The organism is Acinetobacter sp. YH01019, from assembly GCF_013420285.1.
Lineage (GTDB): Bacteria > Pseudomonadota > Gammaproteobacteria > Pseudomonadales > Moraxellaceae > Acinetobacter > Acinetobacter gandensis.
Genome location: NZ_VOYM01000051.1, coordinates 1 through 21,784, shown reverse-complemented (window position 1 = coordinate 21,784; position 21,784 = coordinate 1). Strand labels below are relative to the sequence as shown.

Here is a 21,784-nt window from a genome sequence, read left to right as displayed (position 1 = left end):
TTAAAAAGATTGAGGTATAGCGCAATGCAACAACTGAATCCATCCGAGATCAGTGCGCTCATTAAACAGCGTATCGGCGATCTGGACACCAGCGCAACCGCTAAAAACGAAGGTACCATTGTTATGGTATCTGACGGTATTGTGCGCATTCACGGTCTTGCTGATGCAATGTACGGTGAAATGATCGAATTCGACGGCGGCCTTTATGGTATGGCACTGAACCTAGAACAGGATTCAGTGGGCGTCGTTGTTTTAGGTAACTACTTAAGCCTTCAAGAAGGTCAAAAAGCTCGTTGCACAGGTCGTGTATTAGAAGTTCCGGTTGGTCCAGAACTTTTAGGCCGTGTAGTAGATGCTTTGGGTAACCCAATTGATGGTAAAGGCCCGATCGATGCAAAATTAACTGATGCTGTTGAAAAAGTAGCACCAGGCGTAATTTGGCGTCAATCAGTGGATCAACCTGTACAAACTGGTTATAAATCAGTAGATACAATGATCCCAGTAGGCCGTGGTCAACGTGAGTTGATCATTGGTGACCGTCAAACTGGTAAAACAGCAATGGCGATCGACGCGATTATCGCTCAGAAAAACTCTGGCATTAAATGTGTATACGTAGCAATCGGTCAAAAACAATCGACTATCGCTAACGTAGTACGTAAGCTAGAAGAAACTGGCGCTATGGCGTATACAACTGTTGTAGCAGCAGCTGCAGCCGATCCAGCAGCAATGTTGTACTTGGCTCCATACTCTGGCTGTACAATGGGCGAATACTTCCGTGACCGCGGTGAAGACGCGCTTATCATTTATGATGACTTGTCTAAACAAGCTGTTGCTTACCGTCAAATTTCATTGCTTTTACGCCGTCCACCAGGTCGTGAAGCTTACCCAGGTGACGTGTTCTATCTACATTCACGTCTACTTGAACGTGCTTCTCGTGTATCTGCTGATTACGTTGAGAAATTCACTAACGGTGAAGTTAAAGGCCAAACTGGTTCATTAACTGCATTGCCGATTATTGAAACTCAAGCGGGTGACGTATCTGCATTCGTACCAACGAACGTAATTTCGATTACTGATGGTCAGATCTTCCTTGAAACATCATTATTCAACGCAGGTATCCGTCCTGCTGTGAACGCGGGTATCTCTGTATCTCGTGTTGGTGGTTCAGCGCAAACTAAGATCATCAAGAAATTGTCAGGTGGTATCCGTACTGCACTAGCACAATATCGTGAATTAGCTGCATTCGCTCAGTTCGCTTCTGACCTTGACGAAGCAACTCGTAAGCAGCTTGAACATGGTCAACGTGTAACTGAGTTAATGAAGCAAAAACAATATGCTCCTTACTCAATTGCTGACCAAGCTGTTTCAATTTATGCATCTAACGAAGGTTACATGGCTGACGTTGAAGTGAAGAAAATCGTTGCATTTGATGCTGCGTTAATTTCTTACTTCCGTTCAGAAAATGCTGCGTTAATGCAAAAAATTGACGAGACTGGTGCTTACGATAAAGAAATCGAAGCAGCAATCAAAGCAGGTATTGAAAGCTTTAAAGCGACTCAAACTTACTAATTTAGCAACTTGCTAATTAGTGTTGGTTTGGTTCACGGATCAACCTTCGAGGGCTCGAAAGGGCCTTTGAATACTAGGTTAAGCGTATGGCAAATTTAAAAGAAATTCGCGCCAAAGTAGCTAGTATCAAAAGCACGCAAAAGATTACTCGAGCGATGCAGATGGTAGCAGCTTCTAAGATGCGTCGTGCGCAAGAGCGCATGGCTCAAGGCCGTCCGTATGCCGAAAATATGCACCGTGTAATTGCTCATTTGGTACAAGCGAACCCTGAATACAAACACCGTTATATGGTTGAACGCCCAGTTAAACGCGTTGGCTATATCATCGTGTCTTCAGATCGTGGCCTTGCTGGTGGTTTGAACATTAACTTGTTCAAGAAAGTGGTAAAACACGTTCAGCAGCAACAAGAGCAGTCAATTGAAGTTCAATTTGCTTTAATTGGTCAAAAAGCGGTTTCGTTTTTTAAAAACTACGGCGGTAAAGTGCTTGGTGCAACAACTCAGGTTGGTGATGCGCCGAGTCTTGAACAGTTAGCTGGTTCTGTACAAGTTATGTTGGATGCTTATGATAAAGGCGAGTTAGATCGTATTTATCTAGTGTCAAACGGCTTTGTCAATGCCATGACTCAAAATCAAAAAATCGAACAACTTGTACCTTTAGCTGCGGCTGAAGAAGACAAGGGTCTAAATCGTCAATACGGTTGGGACTATATCTATGAGCCAGAAGCTGAAGAGCTATTAAATGGTTTGTTGGTTCGTTACATTGAGTCTGTGGTGTATCAAGGCGTGATCGAAAACATCGCGTGTGAGCAGTCTGCTCGTATGGTTGCAATGAAAGCTGCAACTGATAACGCTGGTGAATTGATCAAGAACCTACAACTTATTTATAACAAGCTGCGTCAAGCCGCGATTACTCAGGAAATTTCTGAGATCGTTGGTGGTGCCGCTGCCGTTTAACATTATTTTGAATTGAGGAGACAGCAATGAGTAGCGGTCGTATCATTCAGATCATCGGCGCGGTTATCGACGTCGAGTTTGAACGCAACAGCGTTCCTAAGATCTATGACGCTCTCCACGTTGACGGTACTGAAACTACATTAGAAGTTCAGCAACAACTTGGTGATGGCGTAGTTCGTACAATTGCGATGGGATCTACTGAAGGTCTTAAACGTGGTTTGAACGTAACAAATACTGGCGCTCCGATCTCTGTACCTGTAGGTACAGCGACTCTTGGCCGTATCATGGACGTTCTTGGTCGCCCTATCGATGAAGCTGGTGATGTTGCTACAGAAGCGCGTTTACCAATTCACCGTCAAGCGCCTTCTTATGCTGAACAAGCTGCTTCTACCGACCTTTTAGAAACTGGTATTAAAGTCATTGACTTACTTTGCCCATTCGCTAAAGGTGGTAAAGTTGGTCTGTTCGGTGGTGCCGGTGTTGGTAAAACTGTAAACATGATGGAGTTGATCAACAACATCGCTAAAGCTCACTCAGGTTTATCTGTGTTTGCTGGTGTTGGTGAGCGTACTCGTGAAGGTAATGACTTCTATCACGAGATGAAAGACTCTAACGTACTTGACAAAGTAGCGATGGTTTACGGTCAGATGAACGAGCCACCGGGTAACCGTTTACGCGTAGCGTTGACTGGTTTGACTATGGCTGAGTACTTCCGTGACGAGAAAGACGAAAACGGTAAAGGCCGTGACGTTCTATTGTTCGTGGATAACATCTACCGTTATACACTTGCGGGTACTGAAGTATCAGCACTTTTAGGTCGTATGCCTTCAGCTGTAGGTTACCAGCCAACTCTTGCAGAAGAGATGGGTGTTCTACAAGAACGTATTACATCGACTAAGTCTGGTTCTATTACGTCAATCCAAGCGGTATACGTACCTGCCGATGACTTAACAGATCCATCGCCTGCAACTACATTCGCTCACTTAGATGCTACTGTAGTATTGAGCCGTGACATCGCATCTTCTGGTATTTACCCAGCGATCGATCCACTTGACTCAACTTCACGTCAGTTAGATCCACTAGTAGTGGGTGCTGAGCATTACGAAATCGCTCGTTCAGTTCAAAACGTTCTTCAACGTTACAAAGAATTGAAAGACATTATCGCAATTCTTGGTATGGACGAATTGGCAGAAGAAGACAAACTTACTGTATACCGTGCACGTAAGATCCAACGTTTCTTCTCTCAACCGTTCCACGTAGCTGAAGTGTTTACTGGTGCTCCTGGTAAACTTGTACCGCTTAAAGAAACAATTCGTGGCTTTAAAGGTCTTCTAGCTGGTGAATACGACCACATCCCAGAACAAGCGTTCTACATGGTTGGTGGTATTGACGAAGTGATTGCTAAAGCTGAGAAACTTTAATTAGTTCCCTAATTTAGGAGATTCTCATGGCGACTATGCAATGTGACGTTGTAAGTGTTAAAGAGTCTTTGTACTCTGGCACTGTAACTATGCTAATTGCTAAAGGTGCTGGCGGTGAGTTAGGTATTATGCCTGGACATGCTCCGTTGGTAACTTTACTCAAGCCGGGCGCAATTCGCGTTCTGCTTGAAAATGGTACAGAAGAGTTAATCTATGTATCTGGTGGTGTTCTAGAGGTTCAACCGCACGTCGTTACGGTTCTTGCAGATACTGCAGTCCGTGCCGAAAACTTAGATGAAGCTGCAATTATTGAAGCACGTAAACATGCTGAACAATTGCTTGCAAATCAAAAGAGCGATTTGGACTCTGCTGCTGCGCTTGCTGCTCTTGCAGAAACTGCTGCTCAGTTGGAAACCATCCGCAAAATCAAAAACCGCGCTCAATAAGACGCAGTTCGAGATTGAAGAACCACCCGAAAGGGTGGTTTTTTTCTGCCTAAATTATGGTAAATAAACAGATAAATCTAAAGTTGTATAGAAAATATGCAAAAAGAGGCGTACATTAATTCCATTCTTTTATCTCGCTGCCTGCCATGAATCTCATTGCTTTTGAGCCACACTTTTGGGAACTTTATCAAGATTTTGATCAATATTATTTAAGTATTGCGGTCGACATGAGTTCTGTGGTGTCGTGTTGGGATGTTGAACTCACCCATGAAGAAGTACAACAATATGAACATCGGGGTCGTGTCAGTATTCAAGAGTTAGCCAAGTCAATGGTCGCAGCAGCTTATAAAGGTGACTTTTCCTCATTGGAAAGTCGACTGGTAAAGCCCTATGAAAGACAAGCGATGCAAGCCGCTTTTAAAATATGGCAAGATAGCCAAAATACTGCATAAATCAGCTGGATTGCTCGATTGAAAATTCGCCATTACCGATGATTTTGACTTTGAATATCGCATCGAACCCTTCGTCTAACTTTGGAATTTCCAGTTTTTTGTAGGTCGCACGCACACCCACTTCTGGAATATTAGCTTTACCCACACGATGACGATTTCTTTCTAAACTACTGCTTAAGTCAGTTTCAAAATAATAAGAATGTACTTCAAAGCCAGCATCAAGTGCACGTTGAATATAACGTGCACGGGACATTCGATCTGGGTTGGTATTATCAATCACCATTTTTGTTTTTGAAGCTAGAGCTGCTTCAAAGATCATATTTTCACGGTGTCTAGTTTTAAGCATATCTAAGTTAATGCGTAAATGGCTGTGATATAAATTTAGCAAGTAATAACTGGATTTTCCTGAGGCTTGTACGCCAGTAAATATGATGAGTTGCATAATTTTTTAGTCATCATGATGCTGTTGAAAAGATCATCCACATTAAAGCATGTTGGTTAGTTTGCTACAATTCTGCAGAGGTTGAGAGTAAGAAGAGAAAAGTTCTACGAATTGAAAAATTTAAATATTTTATGGTGAATATCTTTATTCAATTTTTTAACTGCTTGTCAGAACCAATATGTGAGCAGGCCGAATATGCCGACTGAAACGGCCTTGGTGGCGTTATCGGTGAATAATGGGATGAGCATTGAACTAATATTCCTTATCTACAAGCTTTCCGAAATTTGCGTCAAGCCTATAACCATTGTGTGGCTTTCACGGCGCAAAATCATTATGTTTATACCGATAATCGCTTAGAGGAACATTTAGAGCGGGGGACATTGATGGCCCGTACAAAAAATGGTGCCTATTTGCATAAAATGTTGGTTGAAAGTTTAACGCCTAAACAAACGCGTATAACCTTATTTTTACCTGAAACATACCACTTTGCCCAAACACGTTTTAAACAAGATATTCAACGCGCGCTTGGGCAGGATAAAATTACAATAGCTATGAATTGGCTCAAGCTCACTTAATGCATAGATATTAAGTGGCTGCGGTATTATTTTGTTCTGGATATTCGGTGCGTTTTCCGCCCTCGTAACTGGCGAAACGTGCTTGTTCACGTTTAAACACGGGCGCAGGTGTATCCCACGGCCAGTTGCCGAAATGGGTTGCACGATAGCGTCGGAAGGCATCATCCAGTTCTTGCTGAGTATTTAGAACAAAAGGACCACGCATGGCAACTGGTTCATTAATCGGTTCACCTTCAAGCCATAAGATACGTGCTTCTAAATTCCCCGCTTTTAAATGCACAATAGCATCTGATTGTAGTTCAACAAGATGTTTAAATTGAACGGTTTGGCCTTCGATATCTAAGGTATTGCCTTGATAAAAGTAAGCGAAGCGATTAGACGTTGCTGTTGTTGCAGGCATAGATAGTTCGGCGCCAGGCTGCAGTGTTATTAAATAGATATTAACTTTATTTTCAGGTGCTGCGGCCCAAGAGTGTGGTGGCCGTGCGATGGCATCCGTCTCTTTAAATTTTCCTGAAATGACACGGATATCTGATTTATTTCCGTCAGCATCTGTTTCAAATACATGTGGAATTTCTTCACGCCAAAACATTTTATAGTCGGCATCATGTGTTTTCTGTTCTGCAGAGGAGTTAAACCAAATTTGAAATAACTCAAAAGGATTGGGCTTATCTTCATGTAATAGTGGAAACATTTCACAGTGTTCTACGCCATTGCCTGTTGAGAGCCATTGGACATCACCTGTGGCATAGCGTCCCCCGTTACCTAATGAATCAAAATGATCTACATAGCCTTGTTCAACCAAAGTAATGGTTTCAAAACCGGTATGTGGATGTTCAGGAAAACCGGGCACCACATCGCCATAATACATATTGAATTCATCTTGCGTTGCGGCGGTTTGAGGCCCCATCACGCTATTGCCAGCAGGAAAGTGATCAATATGATGTGCAGTAAATAAGAAAGGATCTTTTTAGATCTAAACGAAAAGTAATTGGTGTAATGTTATAAATCACCGGGCTAGACATACAAACTCCATCTCAATCATTTTTATTTATGATCAATTTAAAGCCATTGTATCTCTTGTTCTATAATGCAACTGTAAGAAAAAGCACCCAATGGCGTGGGTGTATTTTCTTCGTCGTTCAGAGCATAAAAATGGATATTAGGTATTTTGATCCATTTCAGCTGCATTATCATTGCTGGTTGATTTATCTTGAATCAACATCCCTGCGAGTTTAATCATCTCAGATTGAATGTTGCCCATTTGATTTTTAATTTTTTGAAAGTCAACTTTGCTCAAATCAACCTGACCATTTAAAAACGGCGAAGCTAAAACTTGTTGATTGGCAGTTTGTAGGTTTGTACGAATTGACTCAATTTCAGTACTTTTTAAATTTAGCTCGTTTAAGGCACTATTGAAGCCTTTCAACTGTTGCTGTAACTGATCAGCGGCTTTTTGCAGTTGGATATGATCTTGAGTATTTACCGCCGATTCAAGATCTGCTTGTGTCTGCTTGAGCTGCTCAACATAACTTCCAGCTTTGAGCTGCATATCAGCCACATCTCTTACGATATAAAACATATTGCCGCTTTTCAGTTGAGTCGAACTTTGAGTTGTATTGCTTGGAGCATTTTGCGTATCTGTCGCAGAAATGCTTTGTTCAGAGCTATTCGCATCCAGCTGATTATTTTCAGGTGTAGTTGCAGGCTCGCAGCCAATTAAAACCAAAACACCTGTAAAAATGGCAAACGGAACAAGGGCATTCTGTACAAGTTTTTTCATTCGATTATCACTAAATTCAGTCTTTATGAATTGAATATAGGGGCTAAATGTGGATTAAAAATAGAATGTTGCAAAGCAATAACAAAAAAATTGACTCTTACAGATATTAAAAAAAAGAGGGCATTGAGCCCTCCTCCTTCACCGAGATATAAAATCTTAACCACGCACAATTTTGATGATGCTGTGGCTTTTATCATTAATCAGAATGTAATCACCATTCACTTTAATCCAATGCTGATTTTTACCGGCTTTACTTAAATGTTTGCTTTGAGTTTGGTTAAACTTGTAGCTCGAAGTTTGGTATTGGCTTGGAACTTTGTGGCCAATTTTCCAATCTTTCGATGGTTTGAACACTTTTTTATCAGCTTGTTGCTTATGCTGATGCGTTGGAGCTTTATGTTGCTGAACTTGCGTTTTCTTTGGTTGATGATCTTGTGGCGCAGCCATAACCGGTGCAGCAACCAATGCAGTGGAAAGAGATAAAACAATAGCTTTCACGAGAGTATTCATTTATTCACCTAATTGTTATAGCGGTTTGTCTATGACTTCATCATAGGACTAAGTGATTGATAAATAGTGAAAGGAATGTTGTTCAAATATAAAAATAATGAGCAAACTGTGAAGAAGTTTCGAAATGGGTAAAATTTATTAGATTTTTGATTTTAATAAAAAAATGTAAATATCTACAGCGCTGTAGATATTTACATTGATGTTACAAATTATTGAATATTCATTTTACTTTTCAAGTTCTGCTTGAATCGCGTCAAGTAAACGAGGGTCTTCTGCAGTAATGTCTGGTGCAAAGCGTGCCACTACTTCACCTTTTTTATTCACCAAGAATTTTTCAAAGTTCCAAAGGACTTCAGGTTTTGGATTAGGTGTTAAACCATAATCGACTAAGTCTTTCCACCATGGGCCTTCACCAATACGCTCAGGAATTGCTTGAATTAATGTTTGATATAAAGGATGTTTGTCGTCGCCAGCAACAGAAATTTTTGAGAAAAGCGGGAAGTCGACTTTATAATTCAGTGAGCAAAATTCTTGAATTTCTGCATCCGAACCGGGTTCTTGCGCTAAGAAATTATTTGCTGGGAAACCTAAAATTTCTAAACCTTGTGCTTTGCTAGTGCTGTACAGTTTTTCTAGACCTTCATACTGTGGGGTAAGGCCGCATTTAGATGCAACGTTCACTAACAGTAAAACTTTACCTTCATATTGATTTAATGTGGTCTCTTCACCAGAGATCGTTTTAACGGGGATGTTATATACAGAAGCCGTCATAATAATTCCTAATAGATGTCGTTATGTCCCATCCTGTTTTAAAGGGAAAACATCGTCACGGCAAGTCTTTATCATCTAGCTTTTCGCATATTTTTTGTAGTGTTTAGTGCTTTTGTTGCAGAAGGAATACCTATTTCATTGGCCGATTTATTTATTCAAAACTTTGAAAATTAAAGGAGAAAATCAGCACAATATGAATTGAATTTTTGATTACTATAGTCGCAATTAAATCGATTCTGTGCCGTATGTTTAAAGCCAGTTCACCTGATTCAAATTCAAGCGCCATGCCATTGTGGATTTATAGTTTTCCTATGATTCCAGTGCTGATTTGGGCCATTAATATGGTGGTAACCAAATATGCAGCATCGGTCATTGAGCCTGTCAGTATTAGTTTTTGGCGAATGTTGATTGCACTTATTGTGATGCTGCGATTTGTGTATTCGGCACTCTATCGTCAGCGTATTCAAATACGACATCACGTTTGGCAGTAGGCTGTGTTGGGTTCATTGGCTATGTTGGTCTATCAATGTCTGTCTTATTGGGCTGGACACAGTACCACCGCAACCAATATGAGCATTATTAATGCATTTATTCCGATCTTTACCATTTTGGTGAGTTGGCTGGTACTGGCAGAGAAACCAAACCGTTATGCAGTGATTGGAGTTTGATTTCAATTTCTGGTTTGTTCTATCTCATTGGTCAAGGTTCATTGCTTACTGTATTGCACGGCGGCTTTCATTTTGGTGATGGGCTTATGATTTTTGCGGTCATTGCCTATGCGTTGTACGGGGTATTACTACGTTATTGGAAATTGCCTATTACGCTTGCTGCAAGTCTTTTTATGCAAACGTTGCTGGCCTTGTTGATGCATATCCCATTATTAATGTATTTCGGACTTGAAATTCTCAATGGTCAGAATTATCAGCCTGTACTCTATGCCGCATTGCTTCCCTCGATTGTTGCACCATTTATGTGGATGAAAGCAATGCAAACATTGGGGCCGAACCGATCAAGTATGTTTACCAATTTGGCACCAGTATTGACCGCTATTGTGGCTTATTTTTATTTGGGCGAGCAGTGGATGCCTTATCATACCATTGGCACTTTGATGGCGATATTTGGCGTAATTTTGGCACAGCGTAAAGTTTGAAAATGTCTTTTTTTGAATCTGCCTAGCGATGTTGGTGTGGTGTTTTTCCGGTATAGCGTTTAAAAAAAGTAATAAAACTTGAGCTATGTTGATAACCGAGCTCAATGCTTAATGCCTTAATAGAGACACCCATTCTGAGTTTTTGAATGGCGTATACAATTTTTGCGCGGTTGCGCCACTCGGCTAAACTCATATTGAGTTCAGTTTGGCTTAGACGTAGTAATTGACGCTCACTTAGCGAAAATTGGGAAAGGCATTGTTGTAAGCTCAATACAAAATGTTCGGATCGTGCTAAAAATTCTAAAATGGGTTTTAGCACCACATGATGGCTTTGTGGCAAGTAATGCTGATGCTTTGGTGCATGAAGTAATTGATCCAACAACACTTGTAGTAAATGGCGATAACGTTCTATTTCATCGGGTTGTGCAGATAGTGATAGCGTTTCTTCCACCAACAAACGGAAGAAAGGTTGAATGCTAAAAACCTCTGTTTGCTTTGGAAATTTTTGACATAAATGTGGGGCTAGACGAATCGCAACATATCGGATCGGTTGATCATCAATGGCAAAAGAACAATGCTCGGTTTGTGGTGGAATCCAAAGACCATAGCTTGCAGGCGAGAGATGATGTTGTCCCGCAATTTCATATTCAAACACACCATTTAAGCAAAAATTAAAATCTCCCCACAGGCAGCAATGAGGATAGACCGTGTCACTTTGTATGTAGTGTGCTTCGAATAACTCAATATCCTGCTCGATAAAATTGTGCATACGTCCCTGTTGCTGTGTCTAAACTACGGTATAAATGTCTGAAATGATGTATTTCAATTAAAACCGACATTCAGCACAATAACCAGATGACATTTGTATGCATTCAAGGCTCAAAGGAGGGCGTATGCAAGTTCAGCCACGATGGACGAAATTTGCCATTCTTTTACCTTTGGTTGCTGTTTTTATCTGGTCGTTGAATATTACTGTAACACGCTATGTGACGGATTATATTTCACCAGTCAGTATTAGTTTTTATCGCTGGTTCGTGGCGTTTATTATTTTAACCCCTTTCATGCTAAAAACAGTGTGGCAACAACGCGAATTAATTCAGCGATACTGGAAGCAACTGGCCGTACTCAGTGCATTTGGTATGGTGCTTTATCAAGGGTTGGGCTATACCGCAGCACATTATACGACGGCAACGAATATGGGGATTATTAATGCTTTTATTCCTGTCTTTACTATTGCTGTTTCTTTTATGTTGCTCAAGGATATTCCGAGCCCTTACGCATTAATTGGCTGTTTGATCTCATTTACTGGGTTGCTGTTTGTGGTTGCTCAGGGCGATTTTTCAAATTTACTGCAAATGGGTGGGCATCTTGGCGACATCATGATGATTTTTGCCGTGTTCTTTTATGCCTTTTATGGGGTGTTTCTGAAGAAATGGCAGTTACAAATTCCGTTGTTACTGAGCCTTTATGTGCAGATTTTTTTTGCTTTGCTTTACCACCTACCTTTTTTGCTCTACCTCGGTATTGATGCCATTAATATGAAAAATGCGCCAAGTGTATTTTATGCGGGTATTTTTCCATCTTTAATTGCACCATTGGTTTGGATGCTTGCTGTGCAGCAACTCGGGCCAAATCGAACCAGTATTTTTATGAATCTCACACCCGTTTTTACTGCTTTGATTGCATATTTTTGGTTGGGTGAACAGTGGATGTTTTACCACAGTATTGGAACCGTCATGGCAATTGGTGGGGTAATATTGGCGCAGCGCAAAGTGAAAGGGTAATTTTTGAAAAAAATTAATCAGAAATATTGCTTAAAAAAACAACAAACGAGATATGTTATTTCATAGAACAAATCTTTTGAAAGTGTAGTTTTTAGCGCATTTTTGAATTAAAAAAGTAAATGCTCGTCTTAAAAGTTTATCAAAAATAGATACATATTTTTATTAAATGGTTATAAAACATGAATAAATTGCATTTGTATTAGTTAGATTTATATAAAAAATCTATTTGTTAAATATAAAAAAATATTACATAATGCCTTCATCGTAAATGATCAAGTTCAGATGATGAATTACTTGATTGTTCACCCAGAGTTTTAAAGACCCTCTGGATGTGATTAATGCACATCCTTTTTTATGCTCAGCCGTCCCTATATGGCTGAGCTTTTTTTTGTCTAAAATTTAATGATTACGTTCATTGATCACCCGCAATTAAGCGCGGATGATTTCTCCAGTTTCAGCATCAATAATTTGACTTGGCTCTTGGCTTAAGCCTAAATCACCATTTAAATACTCTAGTTCATTGGCAAAATATTGACTGGCTTCTTGTAAAGAGCGTGCCGGATTTAATCCTGCAGGGTTGGCACTGGTCGAAACAATAAAACCATTAAATGCTTGGCATAAAGCGACACATAAAGAGTGGGTGGTAACGCGAACGGCTACTTTAGGATGGTTGCCTTTGATCCAGCTTGGGATATGTTCACCTGCAGGTAACAACCAAGTGGTTGCACGTTCAGTGGGTTTACGATTACTCCATGAGGCAATTACTTTTTCGCGCATTTCTGGGCTTAAGCCTTGGAGTAAATGTTCAATTTGTGCCACATTTGCTGCCAGTAAAATGACACCTTTTTCAATTGGGCGCTGTTTTAACTTTAAGATTTGGTGAAAGGCTTGCTCATTATAGGGATCACAGCCTAGGCCCCAAACAGCCTCTGTAGGATATGCCAGTACCTGACCTTTTTTGAGACAGGAAGCTGCTTCGGCAACAGAGGTGGTAATCATTTCTCGGCCCTTCATTTGTTTAACAAAGGGCTATTGTGAACCTAATTTGCCCATCCGACAACGTAGGTAATGTCCAGACTGTTGAATCGCATGTCCTAAAAGCTCTAATTCCATCAGCTTTCCTGTTAGCGTTGCAGCATCCATATTCAAATGAATAGACAATTGATCTAGATCTTGACCGACCCAGTCTAATTGTAAATATACCGAAATTAAGTCATCGGGAATGTGTTGTGTTGAGGATGAAATTGCTTGATCAATATTATTCTTTTCAAAGGTGTTGTTTGCAGCTTCGGCTTGCCATTGCGTTGCAAGCGCTAATTCTTCAATCACTTGTTGAGGATGATCAATTAAAATTGCACCATCACGAATCAGTTGATGGCAGCCTTGATGATGTTCACTGTATATATGGCCTGGAATGGCAAATATAGTTTTACCTTGTTCTGCAGCTAATTTGGCGGTAATGAGTGAACCACTTTTTAAGGTTGCTTCAGCAACAATCACACCCAAACTTAAGCCACTGACAATACGGTTGCGACGAGGAAAATGGTGCTGTAGGGGAGGAGTAAAGGGTAAAAATTCAGTGATGATGGTACCGTTCTGCTTCAGAATGTCTTGTCGAAGTGTTTGATTAGAACTTGGATAAGTCTGTTCTAACCCTGTGCCCATAACCGCAAGAGTACGTTGGTGTTGTAGTGCAGCACGATGTGCGGCTTCATCAATTCCTTGGGCTAAACCACTACAAATATAAAAGCCTTGTTCACTTAAATAGTAGGCAAAGTCATAGGCAACTTGACGTCCATGCGGGCTTGGTTTGCGACTGCCAACAATTGCTACTTGGGGGTGAATCAGGGCTTGAATATTACCTTGACCGAATAATAGTGGTGGCTTGTCCGGATAATGCTGTAGTTGCTGTGGATAGGCGGGATCGCATTGAGCTATCACAAAGTCACAATCTTTTTGAATCTGAATAAGGCATTTTTCGAATTGTTGTTGACTCGCATCTTGTTGAAAATCACGAAAGCGTTGTAAGTGATTTTTATGAATCCCCAGCATTTGCCAAGTTTCATATTGTTTTGGATCTAGGGCATGTTGCAGGGAAGGAAAATGCTGCTGAATCTTATAAAAACTCGTGAGCGAGTGCTGTACAAGAAACCACAGGCGAATGTAATCGAGTTGCAGAGGAGTGAGTGCATGAAGCATATAGAGACCTTTTGCCGTCTTCTTTTTATGTTTTTTATTTTTTAAAAATGAAATGAGGCTGTATGTCAGCCTCATTGATGATCCATGTTTAGGATTAGTCGTCCATCAGTGGTGGCTGAATGCTCGCACCAACTTTAATTGGTAATTCACTTTCTAGCACGTATGCGTAACTGAGGTTATCAAATGTTTTGAAGACCATAATGTTGCCGATACGTTGCCCCGGAAGTTGAACACGTTCTTTGGTCTTCGGATCTGTGACGATTTCGCCTTTTTGATTCACGCTAAATACATGACCAGATTGAACGCCTTGTAAACTACCACGGTCAATGGTTACTACACTGTGAATTGCAGCAGTTCCAATAGAGCCCATAACGCGAACAATGCTACCACCAGCAGTCACATTATCTGCATTGGTTGGGTAGAACAATGTTGGCAGCATTGGGTCGTATTCAGGAAGGACACGGTCACCACGACGAACCTCAGCATTGTAAGTGTCAGTCAATTCTAATGTGGTAATGTCATTCTCACCGCGAACAGCAACACCAGAAGCCACTTGAGTGAGCTCTAAACCAGCATTGTATTTTTTACCATTAGCATCAGTGAAAATGTACGGTTCGCCTTCGCGATAAACGGCGTAGCGTTGACCAACTTGCATGCCTTGACCGCGTGCATATACAGTTTGACCTTTGGCAGCCAATACACGTTGATCGGCAGTACCCAGAATATATGGTGTGCCTTCAATAGACTCAGGAGCAACGATCATGCTGCGCTCAAGCCATTGCTTGATATATTCTAATGGGATAACAGGAATGGCACTGTTTAATGATTCAACACGAACTTGAGGCTGAAGTTTGGTGCCGCCTGTATAGCGACGAATGATTCCTTCACAGCCATCACCTTCATCTTTACCAATGATCGGTCGACCATTGTAAGTACACATTAATAGGCGGTCGCCTGGGAAAATCCAATGAGGATTTTTAACGTGTTTATTACTTGCCCAGATTTCAGGCCAGCGAACTGGATTTTTTAAAAAGCGTTTTGAGATATCCCAAAGCGTATCGCCTTTTTTCACCACATAGACCTGTGGTGCGCCGGCTTTTAAAGAAGGTGGATTGACGTTGCGGGCAGGGGCAGCTTCAGCAACACTGATCATACCCATCCCCACACTTACACACACGGTAAGCGCCAATAATTGCTTTTTAAACCCCAAGGCACTAAAAGTTGGCATGCCCTTCAAAACCTTTTTCATTATCATAATTCCTAAAATTATGTATGTAGTTGCGTTATAATAACGATATTACACACAATTTTTTGATGAAGCATTCCTTCATTTTGTTTTTTGATCAATGGCATAAGTGAGGACGTCGTATGGCCTTATTACCTATTTTAAGTTTCCCTGATCCCCGTCTTCGTACCATTGCAAAACCAGTCGAAGAAGTTACTGACGAAATTCGCCAGTTAGCTGCCGACATGTTTGAAACTATGTATGAAGCACCGGGCATTGGCCTGGCAGCAACACAGGTAGATCACCATATTCAGCTGATTGTCATGGATTTATCTGAAAATAAAGATCAACCCATGGTATTTATTAACCCCAAAATTACGCCATTGACGCAAGAGACTCAGCCCTATGAAGAAGGCTGCCTATCTGTTCCACAAATATACGATAAAGTTGAGCGTCCGTCACGCGTAAAAATTCAGGCAATTAACCTTGAAGGTCAATCATTTGAGGTTGAAGCGGACGGACTTCTCGCTGTTTGTATTCAACATGAAATGGATCACTTAAATGGTAAATTGTTCGTAGATTATTTATCGCCATTAAAGCGTCAGCGTGCGCGAGACAAAGTAGAAAAATTAGTTCGCCAGCGCGAAAAAGAGAAGGTTGCAGTGAAGCGTTAATTGTATTCGCTGAAAAACTGGATTCTCAGCCCAATTTCGATTGGGCTTTGTTATACTTGGGGCAGACAAATTTTAGGGTTTGCCTGTGTGGTTGCGTAGTGGTCTGCTACTGTCCTTTGTAGCAGTGTTTTTACAGATTGCTGTATTTTTACAGCCCTTGTTGCCGAAGCAATATCAAATTGCTCCGGTCTGTGAAACCATCACGCGTGCACTTTTACTTCCAAATGTTCATTCTGAACATAGCGCTCATGGTCACCATGACCATGTATTAGTTGCTCAAACTCAATTCGATCATTCACACGAACATGATGCAAGCCATCAATGTCAGTACTGTACGGTTTACGGTAATTTGGTATTGCCACCAGAACTTGATGTACAGGAAATCTTAGATCGTATTCAAGTGCGTTTGATTGCTTTTCAAAAAGCCTTCAAACACGTTTGGTTTGTCCTTCAGCAACTTTTTTTAATCCCACAAGGTCGAGCCCCGCCACTGGCTGCATAAATCCGACGATTTTTACTTGGGTCTTAACTGGCTCCAGTACGCCTATATTTATGTATTCAGTGAGATAAAAAATGGCTCAGCCTAAATTCTTTCTACAGCCACTTGCGGCTGCAATTTGTGTCGCATGTTATTCCAATATGACTTTTGCAGCAGAGATGCCATCAGATATGGCCGAACAAACTGCTGTTCAAACACTCGCACCTATCGTGGTTACAGCACATCAAGGTAATGATGCCAATGGTTTAATTGTCCGTGCCAATCCAAAACAGCCAATTCAACCGATTCCTGCCTCAGATGGTGCAGATTATTTAAAAAGTATCGTGGGATTCAGCGCCATTAAAAATGGTGGGACCAATGGCGATCCAACTTTTCGTGGAATGTTTGGTTCTCGTATTAAAATTTTAACGGATGGCACTGAAAATCTTGGCGCGTGCCCAAGTCGAATGGATGCACCGACTTCGTACATTTCACCTGAAAGCTATGATCGGATTTCAGTGATTAAAGGGCCACAAACGGTGCAATATGCCAATACCGGTTCAGCAGCAACGGTGATTTTTGAACGTCGCCCTGAACAGTTTGATGCAGAGAAACACACGCGTGGACAAGTCACTGCTTTAGTCGGCTCTTATGGTCGTTTAGATACCAATGCGGAACTCGCAGCAGGGGATGAACAGAAATATATTCGACTGAATGCCAATCGCTCTACCTCCAACAGCTATCAAGATGGGGATGGCACAACTATGCCTTCTGACTGGATGCGTTGGAATACCGATGTCGCTTTGGGGTGGACACCAAATGAAGAGACTTGGATCGAGCTGACTGGTGGTAAAGCCGATGGTGAAGCCGTGTATGCGGGTCGTGCCATGGATGGATCTAAGTTTGCTCGTGAAAGTTTAGGCTTACGTTTTGAAAAGAAAAATCTCAGCGATGTGATTAAAAAAGTCGAGGCGCAGGTCAATTACAATTTTAATGACCATGTGATGGATAACTTTAGTCTGCGTGAATTTACGCCGAGCGCGATGATGGCCATGCCGATGGCGACCAATGTGGCACGTAAGACTTTAAATGCACGTGTTGCCATGACCAATGCATGGGATCAAATTGAGCTCATTACGGGTATTGATACACAAAATAATGAACACAGCATTCGTAAAGGCATGCATAACAGCTATAAAGATCAGCTACGTGAGACTGATATGGAATTTCAGTCGGTGGGTGCTTTCGCTGAACTAAATTATGATTTGGGTAATCGTAATGCCCTAGTTACAGGCGTACGCCTCGATCAAGTCGATGTGGATGCGGTGCAAAGTCATCAAAGCCGTCATGACGTATTACCGAGTGCATTTTTCCGTTTTGAAAATGTCCATCCTGAACATGACGATGGCAAAACCTATATGGGTCTAGGTTATGTCGAACGTATGCCGGACTATTGGGAATTGTTTAGTCCAAAATCGGGCAATGGTCATGAAAATACCTTTCAAAATATCGATATTGAAAAAACCTTACAGCTTGATATTGGCTATCAACATCAGCATAGTGCATTGAATTCATGGGCATCTGCTTATGTTGGTTTCATCAATGATTATGTCTTAATGACTTATAAAGGCATGCACGGCATGCTCAATGCCCATGCCCGTAATGTCGATGCTACTATTGCAGGCGCTGAAGCGGGTGTCGGGTATCAATTTAGTGATGCCATTCAGGCGGATGTCAGTGCAATGTATGCTTGGGGTAAAAACACAACGGATAGTAAACCGTTACCACAAATTTCGCCTTTAGAAGCACGTGTAAATGTACGCTATATCCAAGATAAATATACTCTAGGCGCATTTTGGCGAGTAGTTGATGGTCAAAACCGCATCAGTAAAGATCAGGGTAATATCGTCGGCTATGATGTGAAAAAGAGTGGCGGTTTTGGAACCTTGTCATTAAATGGAACATATCATATTCATGATGGTGTGGATTTATCTGTTGGTGTGGACAACGTATTAGATAAAGCTTATACCGAACATCTGAATAAGTTGGGTGATGCAGGTACTGGACTTGCAACAGATCAACAGTTCAATAATATTGGCCGTAATTATTGGGCACGTATTTCCATGAAATTCTAAACTTTGCATCATGTCCCAATAGATTGCGAAATGAAAAGCAGAGTCTAGACTCTGCTTTTTTTTATTGATGCATGCTGGCCAATTGCTTGGCTTTAGATTGATACAGCGCCAAGCCTAATTTTTGTATTTCACGTCCTTTTTCTTGTAACTTTTGCTTTAAACTCGGCACATGTTTTGCCCCTGTATACAGCACGAGATTACGCACTAAAAGGTAGTATGCAAACCAAGCAGCGGACTGAGGTTGAAGTCCGAGTTTGTGCATACGTTTCTTGCCAATAAAAAACTGTGTTAGTTCTAAATGCTGTCGATACGCAAGTTTTTGTTGAATCGGGCGTAAATATTTATACTGCCGTTCAAAAGGTTCTTTGGATAAACTCGCCCCGAGCGCTGCGCTACTTGCATCTGATTTCGGATGGACAAATTGCATCCAATATAAAAGTTTCCAACCTTCAGATTCTTTTTCAATTAACCACTTTTCATCGATTCCCATCAGCCAACCAACGTAGCGCCAAAAATGTAGAAAATCTTCAGATTCCTGCTTTGATGGAAAAATCCCTAAAGCGCGGATGCCTAGCAACACGACACTGCTGAAAGCAAGGTTGGTCATGGCAAGATCGAATTGATTAATTGGCGTGCCCCACGTTGTATTGTCCCAACTTTTGCCCTTTTGTAGTTGATGACGAACCAAAGCGTGAATAAACCTCACATAGATAGTCGAAGTAAACCCAGCATTAAAACGATTTAAGCCATTCGGTTCCGTAATATCAATCCACCATTTAGTCGTTTCAGCCAAACGTGTGCCGGCTTGTTTATTTAAAGCCCCAGTCATCATTAATGGTTGGTTAAAACCTGGATAGAGATAACCAGCCATTAAGGATAAATCCCTTAAAATAAACCCATTATTAATACCTAAGCGGTGAGTAAACTGCAAAGCATGTTCAATTTTAGTGTGTTCCAACCAATTGGGAATCTGTTGGATATGCTGAAAAAATACTTCCAGTTCGGGAATGGTGTGGGGGAGTTGATCGATCCCTTTAAATAGGGCAGTTTCAAAATATTCACGATGCAGCTTCGGATTTTTCATCATCCATGTGATGATTTTTTCCATTTCAGTGTCACCGGTTTGCAGTGCTTTGTTTAGAGACAGGTATTCTGCATAACTGGGTTGAGTCGAGCCCTTGGTTAAATGTGTAAGGGCAAAGCTCAGAATGTTACTTTGCTGGGTAGAGCTAAACGGCGCAAGTCTGGAATGAAAGAATGTAGACATTGTTAATACTTCAATGTTGTTGTTTAATTCAACACTAATATGAATATTTATTCGCATTCAATTCGTATAATTAAAATGATTATTGGATGTAACGCATGAGAAAAAGACCCCAGCAGCAGCGTGCACGTCTCATTGTAGAAAGTATTTTGGAGGCGGCGCAGTGGTGTATCGCAGAATATGGCTTGCTAGAATTGACGACACCAAAAATTGCCGATAAATCTGGTGTAAGTGTAGGTTCGATTTATCAATACTTTGAAAATAAAGAGCAAATCGTCGAAGAACTCTTATTACGTAAATCAGAACAATTGGGGTTGGCCTTAAAGCAAACCATTGTAGAGCAAGAGCAACAGACCATATACGAAGTTATTCCACTGAGTATTCAATTTGGTTTTGATATGTTGAAAGCTGATCGAGGTTTCTTTATCGAGATTTTAAAACACTGGCATCAATACAGTCGTTCAGATGCCTCTCAGGTTTTGGAAAAACATTTTTTTGAAGTTGGCATGTATTTATTTAACCGTTACTACCAACATTGGAGCTTTGAAACACTGAAAAATCGCTCATTTGTGATCATTAATAGTACTTTATTTACCATGATGCGCTATGTGAGTAATAACGACTTTTTAATTACTGAACAACAGCTTAAGAGAGAGTTGTCCAATATGATTTTGGCTTATTTAGAGTTTAAAGATGAAGTGAACTAAAATGAAAAATCTTGCTGAACCACATAGATAAAGCTTAACAATAAATTCAATTACTCAATAAAATAAAAAAAGAGTGTTTAAATGGTTGTTCAGCATTTAGAAAATATAAAAAAAGTTATGCTGGCCATTCGATTTTTCATAATTTAAATCTGACTTGGTGTGAAGTCGGTGTCTTAGCTATTACAGGTGAAAACAGAATAGGAAAATCTACATTATTACCTATGATTGCCGGTTTATTGGAGAGTGATCAGGGGCAGGATCTACATTAATGAACAAGAACAGAGCGCCAGTAATGATGAATATAAAAAATTAGTGGCATATGTACCTGATAAAAGTCCCGTGTATGATTTTATTCAGGGAGCGGAGTTTCTAAATTTGATTTGTAGCATTCGAAAGCTTAGCGCGGATGCTTATTGCAAATTTATCTCGTGGTTTAAATTAGAAGAATATTTAGATATACCATTTGCCCAGATGTCTTTTGGGACCACTAAAAAATTTTTACTTATTGCAGCTTGGGGTAATTAAAATGGATTTAAAGCATCATTTTGAGCATGACTAAAAATTTTGGATTGCTCAAAGTGTGCGAATGAATCAATTGAATCGAGCGGAATACATTGTATTGCTATTTATTGCGCTACTTACTTATTACCTTCAATTTTCTGGATAACTCAAAGCAATAGTGTGAAAAGTAGTGTAGGTATGATTATTCCCTTGATCACGATTTATATTACTTTTATTCGATGGATCTATCGTAAACCTATAGAAATATACGGTGTCCTCCCCGTAATTATGGCTTCTATCTGGTTTGGATTAATTTTTTATGCGCTCATTTTTTACTAAAAAACACGTTTTTTAGTAAAAAAAGCCCATTTTGCAGAATAAATAAACAAACGTTGCATATTTTAAAAAATAAATGTGAAAAGGTGTTGCGTTGGGTAAGAAATGCTGTAGAATGCACATCCATCGGCGGTGATGAAGATTAAAACTTCTGATAAAACAGTGACTTAGTTAAGATTGATTAAGTTGGGTTTTAGAAAGAAAGTTTAAAATAATTTGAATTACTAGTTGACACTTTAGAAATAAAGCGTAATATAGCCGACCTAGCTTGCTGGTGACGAATCAGCAAGAAGATCATTAAGAGATTATGAAGAACAACTTGTGTGGATTTTTACTAGTTGATCAGTCGAAATTATTTTCATTGATTGATGGTAGAAATTACTCGAAGTTTATTTGAGAAATTAAT

Annotated in this window: 22 protein-coding genes and 2 pseudogenes; 14 read left to right on the top strand and 10 right to left on the bottom strand. The window is 40.4% G+C overall.

Features of this window, described 5'->3' with window-relative positions:
• Positions 1 to 24: 24 nt before the first annotated feature.
• The 5 genes from atpA to FTT84_RS11925 all read left to right on the top strand — a co-directional run bounded on the left by atpA (position 25) and on the right by FTT84_RS11925 (position 4,844).
• A complete protein-coding gene (atpA, locus tag FTT84_RS11945; protein WP_067762733.1) occupies positions 25 to 1,569 on the top strand; it encodes a F0F1 ATP synthase subunit alpha in 1,545 nt (514 codons plus the stop codon).
• 86 nt (positions 1,570 to 1,655) lie between these two features.
• The gene (atpG, locus tag FTT84_RS11940; RefSeq protein WP_067762732.1) at positions 1,656 to 2,525 is read left to right on the top strand and encodes a F0F1 ATP synthase subunit gamma; all 870 of its coding nucleotides are present in this window, start codon (positions 1,656 to 1,658) and stop codon (positions 2,523 to 2,525) included.
• 26 nt (positions 2,526 to 2,551) lie between these two features.
• Entirely contained in the window at positions 2,552 to 3,946 is a 1,395-nt protein-coding gene (gene atpD / locus FTT84_RS11935; RefSeq protein ID WP_067762731.1) for a F0F1 ATP synthase subunit beta, read from the top strand.
• A gap of 26 nt (positions 3,947 to 3,972) precedes the next feature.
• The gene (locus tag FTT84_RS11930) at positions 3,973 to 4,392 is read left to right on the top strand and encodes a F0F1 ATP synthase subunit epsilon (protein WP_067762730.1); all 420 of its coding nucleotides are present in this window, start codon (positions 3,973 to 3,975) and stop codon (positions 4,390 to 4,392) included.
• Positions 4,393 to 4,538: 146 nt separating this feature from the next.
• Positions 4,539 to 4,844, top strand: a complete 306-nt coding sequence (locus FTT84_RS11925) for a hypothetical protein (RefSeq protein ID WP_180058301.1) — start codon at positions 4,539 to 4,541, stop codon at positions 4,842 to 4,844.
• A gap of 1 nt (position 4,845) precedes the next feature.
• Here FTT84_RS11925 and FTT84_RS11920 read toward each other — a convergent pair whose 3' ends face one another.
• Positions 4,846 to 5,286 (bottom strand): AAA family ATPase, encoded by a 441-nt coding sequence (locus tag FTT84_RS11920; protein WP_180081257.1) that lies wholly within the window; start codon positions 5,284 to 5,286, stop codon positions 4,846 to 4,848.
• 284 nt (positions 5,287 to 5,570) lie between these two features.
• On the opposite strand from FTT84_RS11920, the gene FTT84_RS18090 reads away from it, so the two are divergent.
• Positions 5,571 to 5,861, top strand: coding sequence for a hypothetical protein (locus FTT84_RS18090; RefSeq protein ID WP_257232826.1), 291 nt, complete (start codon positions 5,571 to 5,573; stop codon positions 5,859 to 5,861).
• 10 nt (positions 5,862 to 5,871) lie between these two features.
• Here FTT84_RS18090 and FTT84_RS11910 read toward each other — a convergent pair.
• The 4 genes and pseudogenes from FTT84_RS11910 to FTT84_RS11895 all read right to left on the bottom strand — a co-directional run bounded on the left by FTT84_RS11910 (position 5,872) and on the right by FTT84_RS11895 (position 8,925).
• A pseudogene (locus tag FTT84_RS11910) lies at positions 5,872 to 6,886 on the bottom strand (pirin family protein).
• A 137-nt stretch (positions 6,887 to 7,023) separates the two neighbouring features.
• Positions 7,024 to 7,644 (bottom strand): hypothetical protein, encoded by a 621-nt coding sequence (locus tag FTT84_RS11905; RefSeq protein WP_180081259.1) that lies wholly within the window; start codon positions 7,642 to 7,644, stop codon positions 7,024 to 7,026.
• A gap of 156 nt (positions 7,645 to 7,800) precedes the next feature.
• The gene (locus tag FTT84_RS11900; RefSeq protein WP_180081261.1) at positions 7,801 to 8,154 is read right to left on the bottom strand and encodes an RcnB family protein; all 354 of its coding nucleotides are present in this window, start codon (positions 8,152 to 8,154) and stop codon (positions 7,801 to 7,803) included.
• Between the two features lie 225 nt (positions 8,155 to 8,379).
• Complete coding sequence (locus tag FTT84_RS11895; protein ID WP_180058306.1) at positions 8,380 to 8,925, bottom strand: glutathione peroxidase; 546 nt, start codon at positions 8,923 to 8,925, stop codon at positions 8,380 to 8,382.
• Positions 8,926 to 9,170: 245 nt separating this feature from the next.
• Here FTT84_RS11895 and FTT84_RS18260 point away from each other — a divergent pair.
• Together FTT84_RS18260 and FTT84_RS18255 are read left to right on the top strand one after the other, a co-directional pair.
• Positions 9,171 to 9,593, top strand: a pseudogene (locus FTT84_RS18260) (DMT family transporter).
• Positions 9,590 to 10,075, top strand: a complete 486-nt coding sequence (locus FTT84_RS18255; RefSeq protein ID WP_373685020.1) for a DMT family transporter — start codon at positions 9,590 to 9,592, stop codon at positions 10,073 to 10,075. The pseudogene FTT84_RS18260 and the gene FTT84_RS18255 overlap by 4 nt, the downstream one beginning before the upstream one ends.
• Before the next feature lie 22 nt (positions 10,076 to 10,097).
• Here the strand turns inward: FTT84_RS18255 and FTT84_RS11885 are convergent, their stop codons facing one another.
• On the bottom strand, positions 10,098 to 10,844 hold the full coding sequence (locus FTT84_RS11885) for an AraC family transcriptional regulator (RefSeq protein ID WP_067762722.1): 747 nt from the start codon (positions 10,842 to 10,844) through the stop codon (positions 10,098 to 10,100).
• A gap of 124 nt (positions 10,845 to 10,968) precedes the next feature.
• Between FTT84_RS11885 and FTT84_RS11880 the strand changes: the two genes are divergently transcribed.
• Positions 10,969 to 11,859 carry a DMT family transporter gene (locus FTT84_RS11880; RefSeq protein WP_180058308.1) on the top strand — a complete coding sequence of 297 codons (891 nt, stop codon included), beginning with the start codon at positions 10,969 to 10,971 and terminating at the stop codon, positions 11,857 to 11,859.
• A 429-nt stretch (positions 11,860 to 12,288) separates the two neighbouring features.
• Here the strand turns inward: FTT84_RS11880 and FTT84_RS11875 are convergent, their stop codons facing one another.
• The 3 genes from FTT84_RS11875 to FTT84_RS11865 all read right to left on the bottom strand — a co-directional run bounded on the left by FTT84_RS11875 (position 12,289) and on the right by FTT84_RS11865 (position 15,307).
• Entirely contained in the window at positions 12,289 to 12,858 is a 570-nt protein-coding gene (locus tag FTT84_RS11875; protein WP_180058309.1) for an L-threonylcarbamoyladenylate synthase, read from the bottom strand.
• A 30-nt stretch (positions 12,859 to 12,888) separates the two neighbouring features.
• A complete protein-coding gene (dprA, locus tag FTT84_RS11870) occupies positions 12,889 to 14,058 on the bottom strand; it encodes a DNA-processing protein DprA (RefSeq protein ID WP_180081263.1) in 1,170 nt (389 codons plus the stop codon).
• Positions 14,059 to 14,152: 94 nt separating this feature from the next.
• Complete coding sequence (locus FTT84_RS11865) at positions 14,153 to 15,307, bottom strand: LysM peptidoglycan-binding domain-containing protein (protein WP_180081265.1); 1,155 nt, start codon at positions 15,305 to 15,307, stop codon at positions 14,153 to 14,155.
• Between the two features lie 119 nt (positions 15,308 to 15,426).
• Here FTT84_RS11865 and def point away from each other — a divergent pair, with 119 nt between their 5' ends.
• From def to FTT84_RS11850, 3 genes are all read left to right on the top strand, one after another.
• Positions 15,427 to 15,957: a peptide deformylase gene (gene def / locus FTT84_RS11860; RefSeq protein WP_067762718.1), complete on the top strand. Its 531-nt coding sequence runs from the start codon at positions 15,427 to 15,429 to the stop codon at positions 15,955 to 15,957.
• A gap of 85 nt (positions 15,958 to 16,042) precedes the next feature.
• On the top strand, positions 16,043 to 16,459 hold the full coding sequence (locus FTT84_RS11855; protein WP_180081267.1) for a DUF2946 family protein: 417 nt from the start codon (positions 16,043 to 16,045) through the stop codon (positions 16,457 to 16,459).
• A 71-nt stretch (positions 16,460 to 16,530) separates the two neighbouring features.
• Complete coding sequence (locus tag FTT84_RS11850) at positions 16,531 to 18,570, top strand: TonB-dependent copper receptor (protein WP_180081269.1); 2,040 nt, start codon at positions 16,531 to 16,533, stop codon at positions 18,568 to 18,570.
• A gap of 61 nt (positions 18,571 to 18,631) precedes the next feature.
• Here the strand turns inward: FTT84_RS11850 and FTT84_RS11845 are convergent, their stop codons facing one another.
• Positions 18,632 to 19,837, bottom strand: a complete 1,206-nt coding sequence (locus FTT84_RS11845) for an oxygenase MpaB family protein (RefSeq protein ID WP_180081271.1) — start codon at positions 19,835 to 19,837, stop codon at positions 18,632 to 18,634.
• A gap of 95 nt (positions 19,838 to 19,932) precedes the next feature.
• Here FTT84_RS11845 and FTT84_RS11840 point away from each other — a divergent pair, with 95 nt between their 5' ends.
• Together FTT84_RS11840 and FTT84_RS18250 are read left to right on the top strand one after the other, a co-directional pair.
• Positions 19,933 to 20,541, top strand: a complete 609-nt coding sequence (locus tag FTT84_RS11840; protein ID WP_180081273.1) for a TetR/AcrR family transcriptional regulator — start codon at positions 19,933 to 19,935, stop codon at positions 20,539 to 20,541.
• A gap of 44 nt (positions 20,542 to 20,585) precedes the next feature.
• The gene (locus FTT84_RS18250; protein WP_180081275.1) at positions 20,586 to 20,810 is read left to right on the top strand and encodes an ATP-binding cassette domain-containing protein; all 225 of its coding nucleotides are present in this window, start codon (positions 20,586 to 20,588) and stop codon (positions 20,808 to 20,810) included.
• Positions 20,811 to 21,784 lie beyond the last annotated feature (974 nt).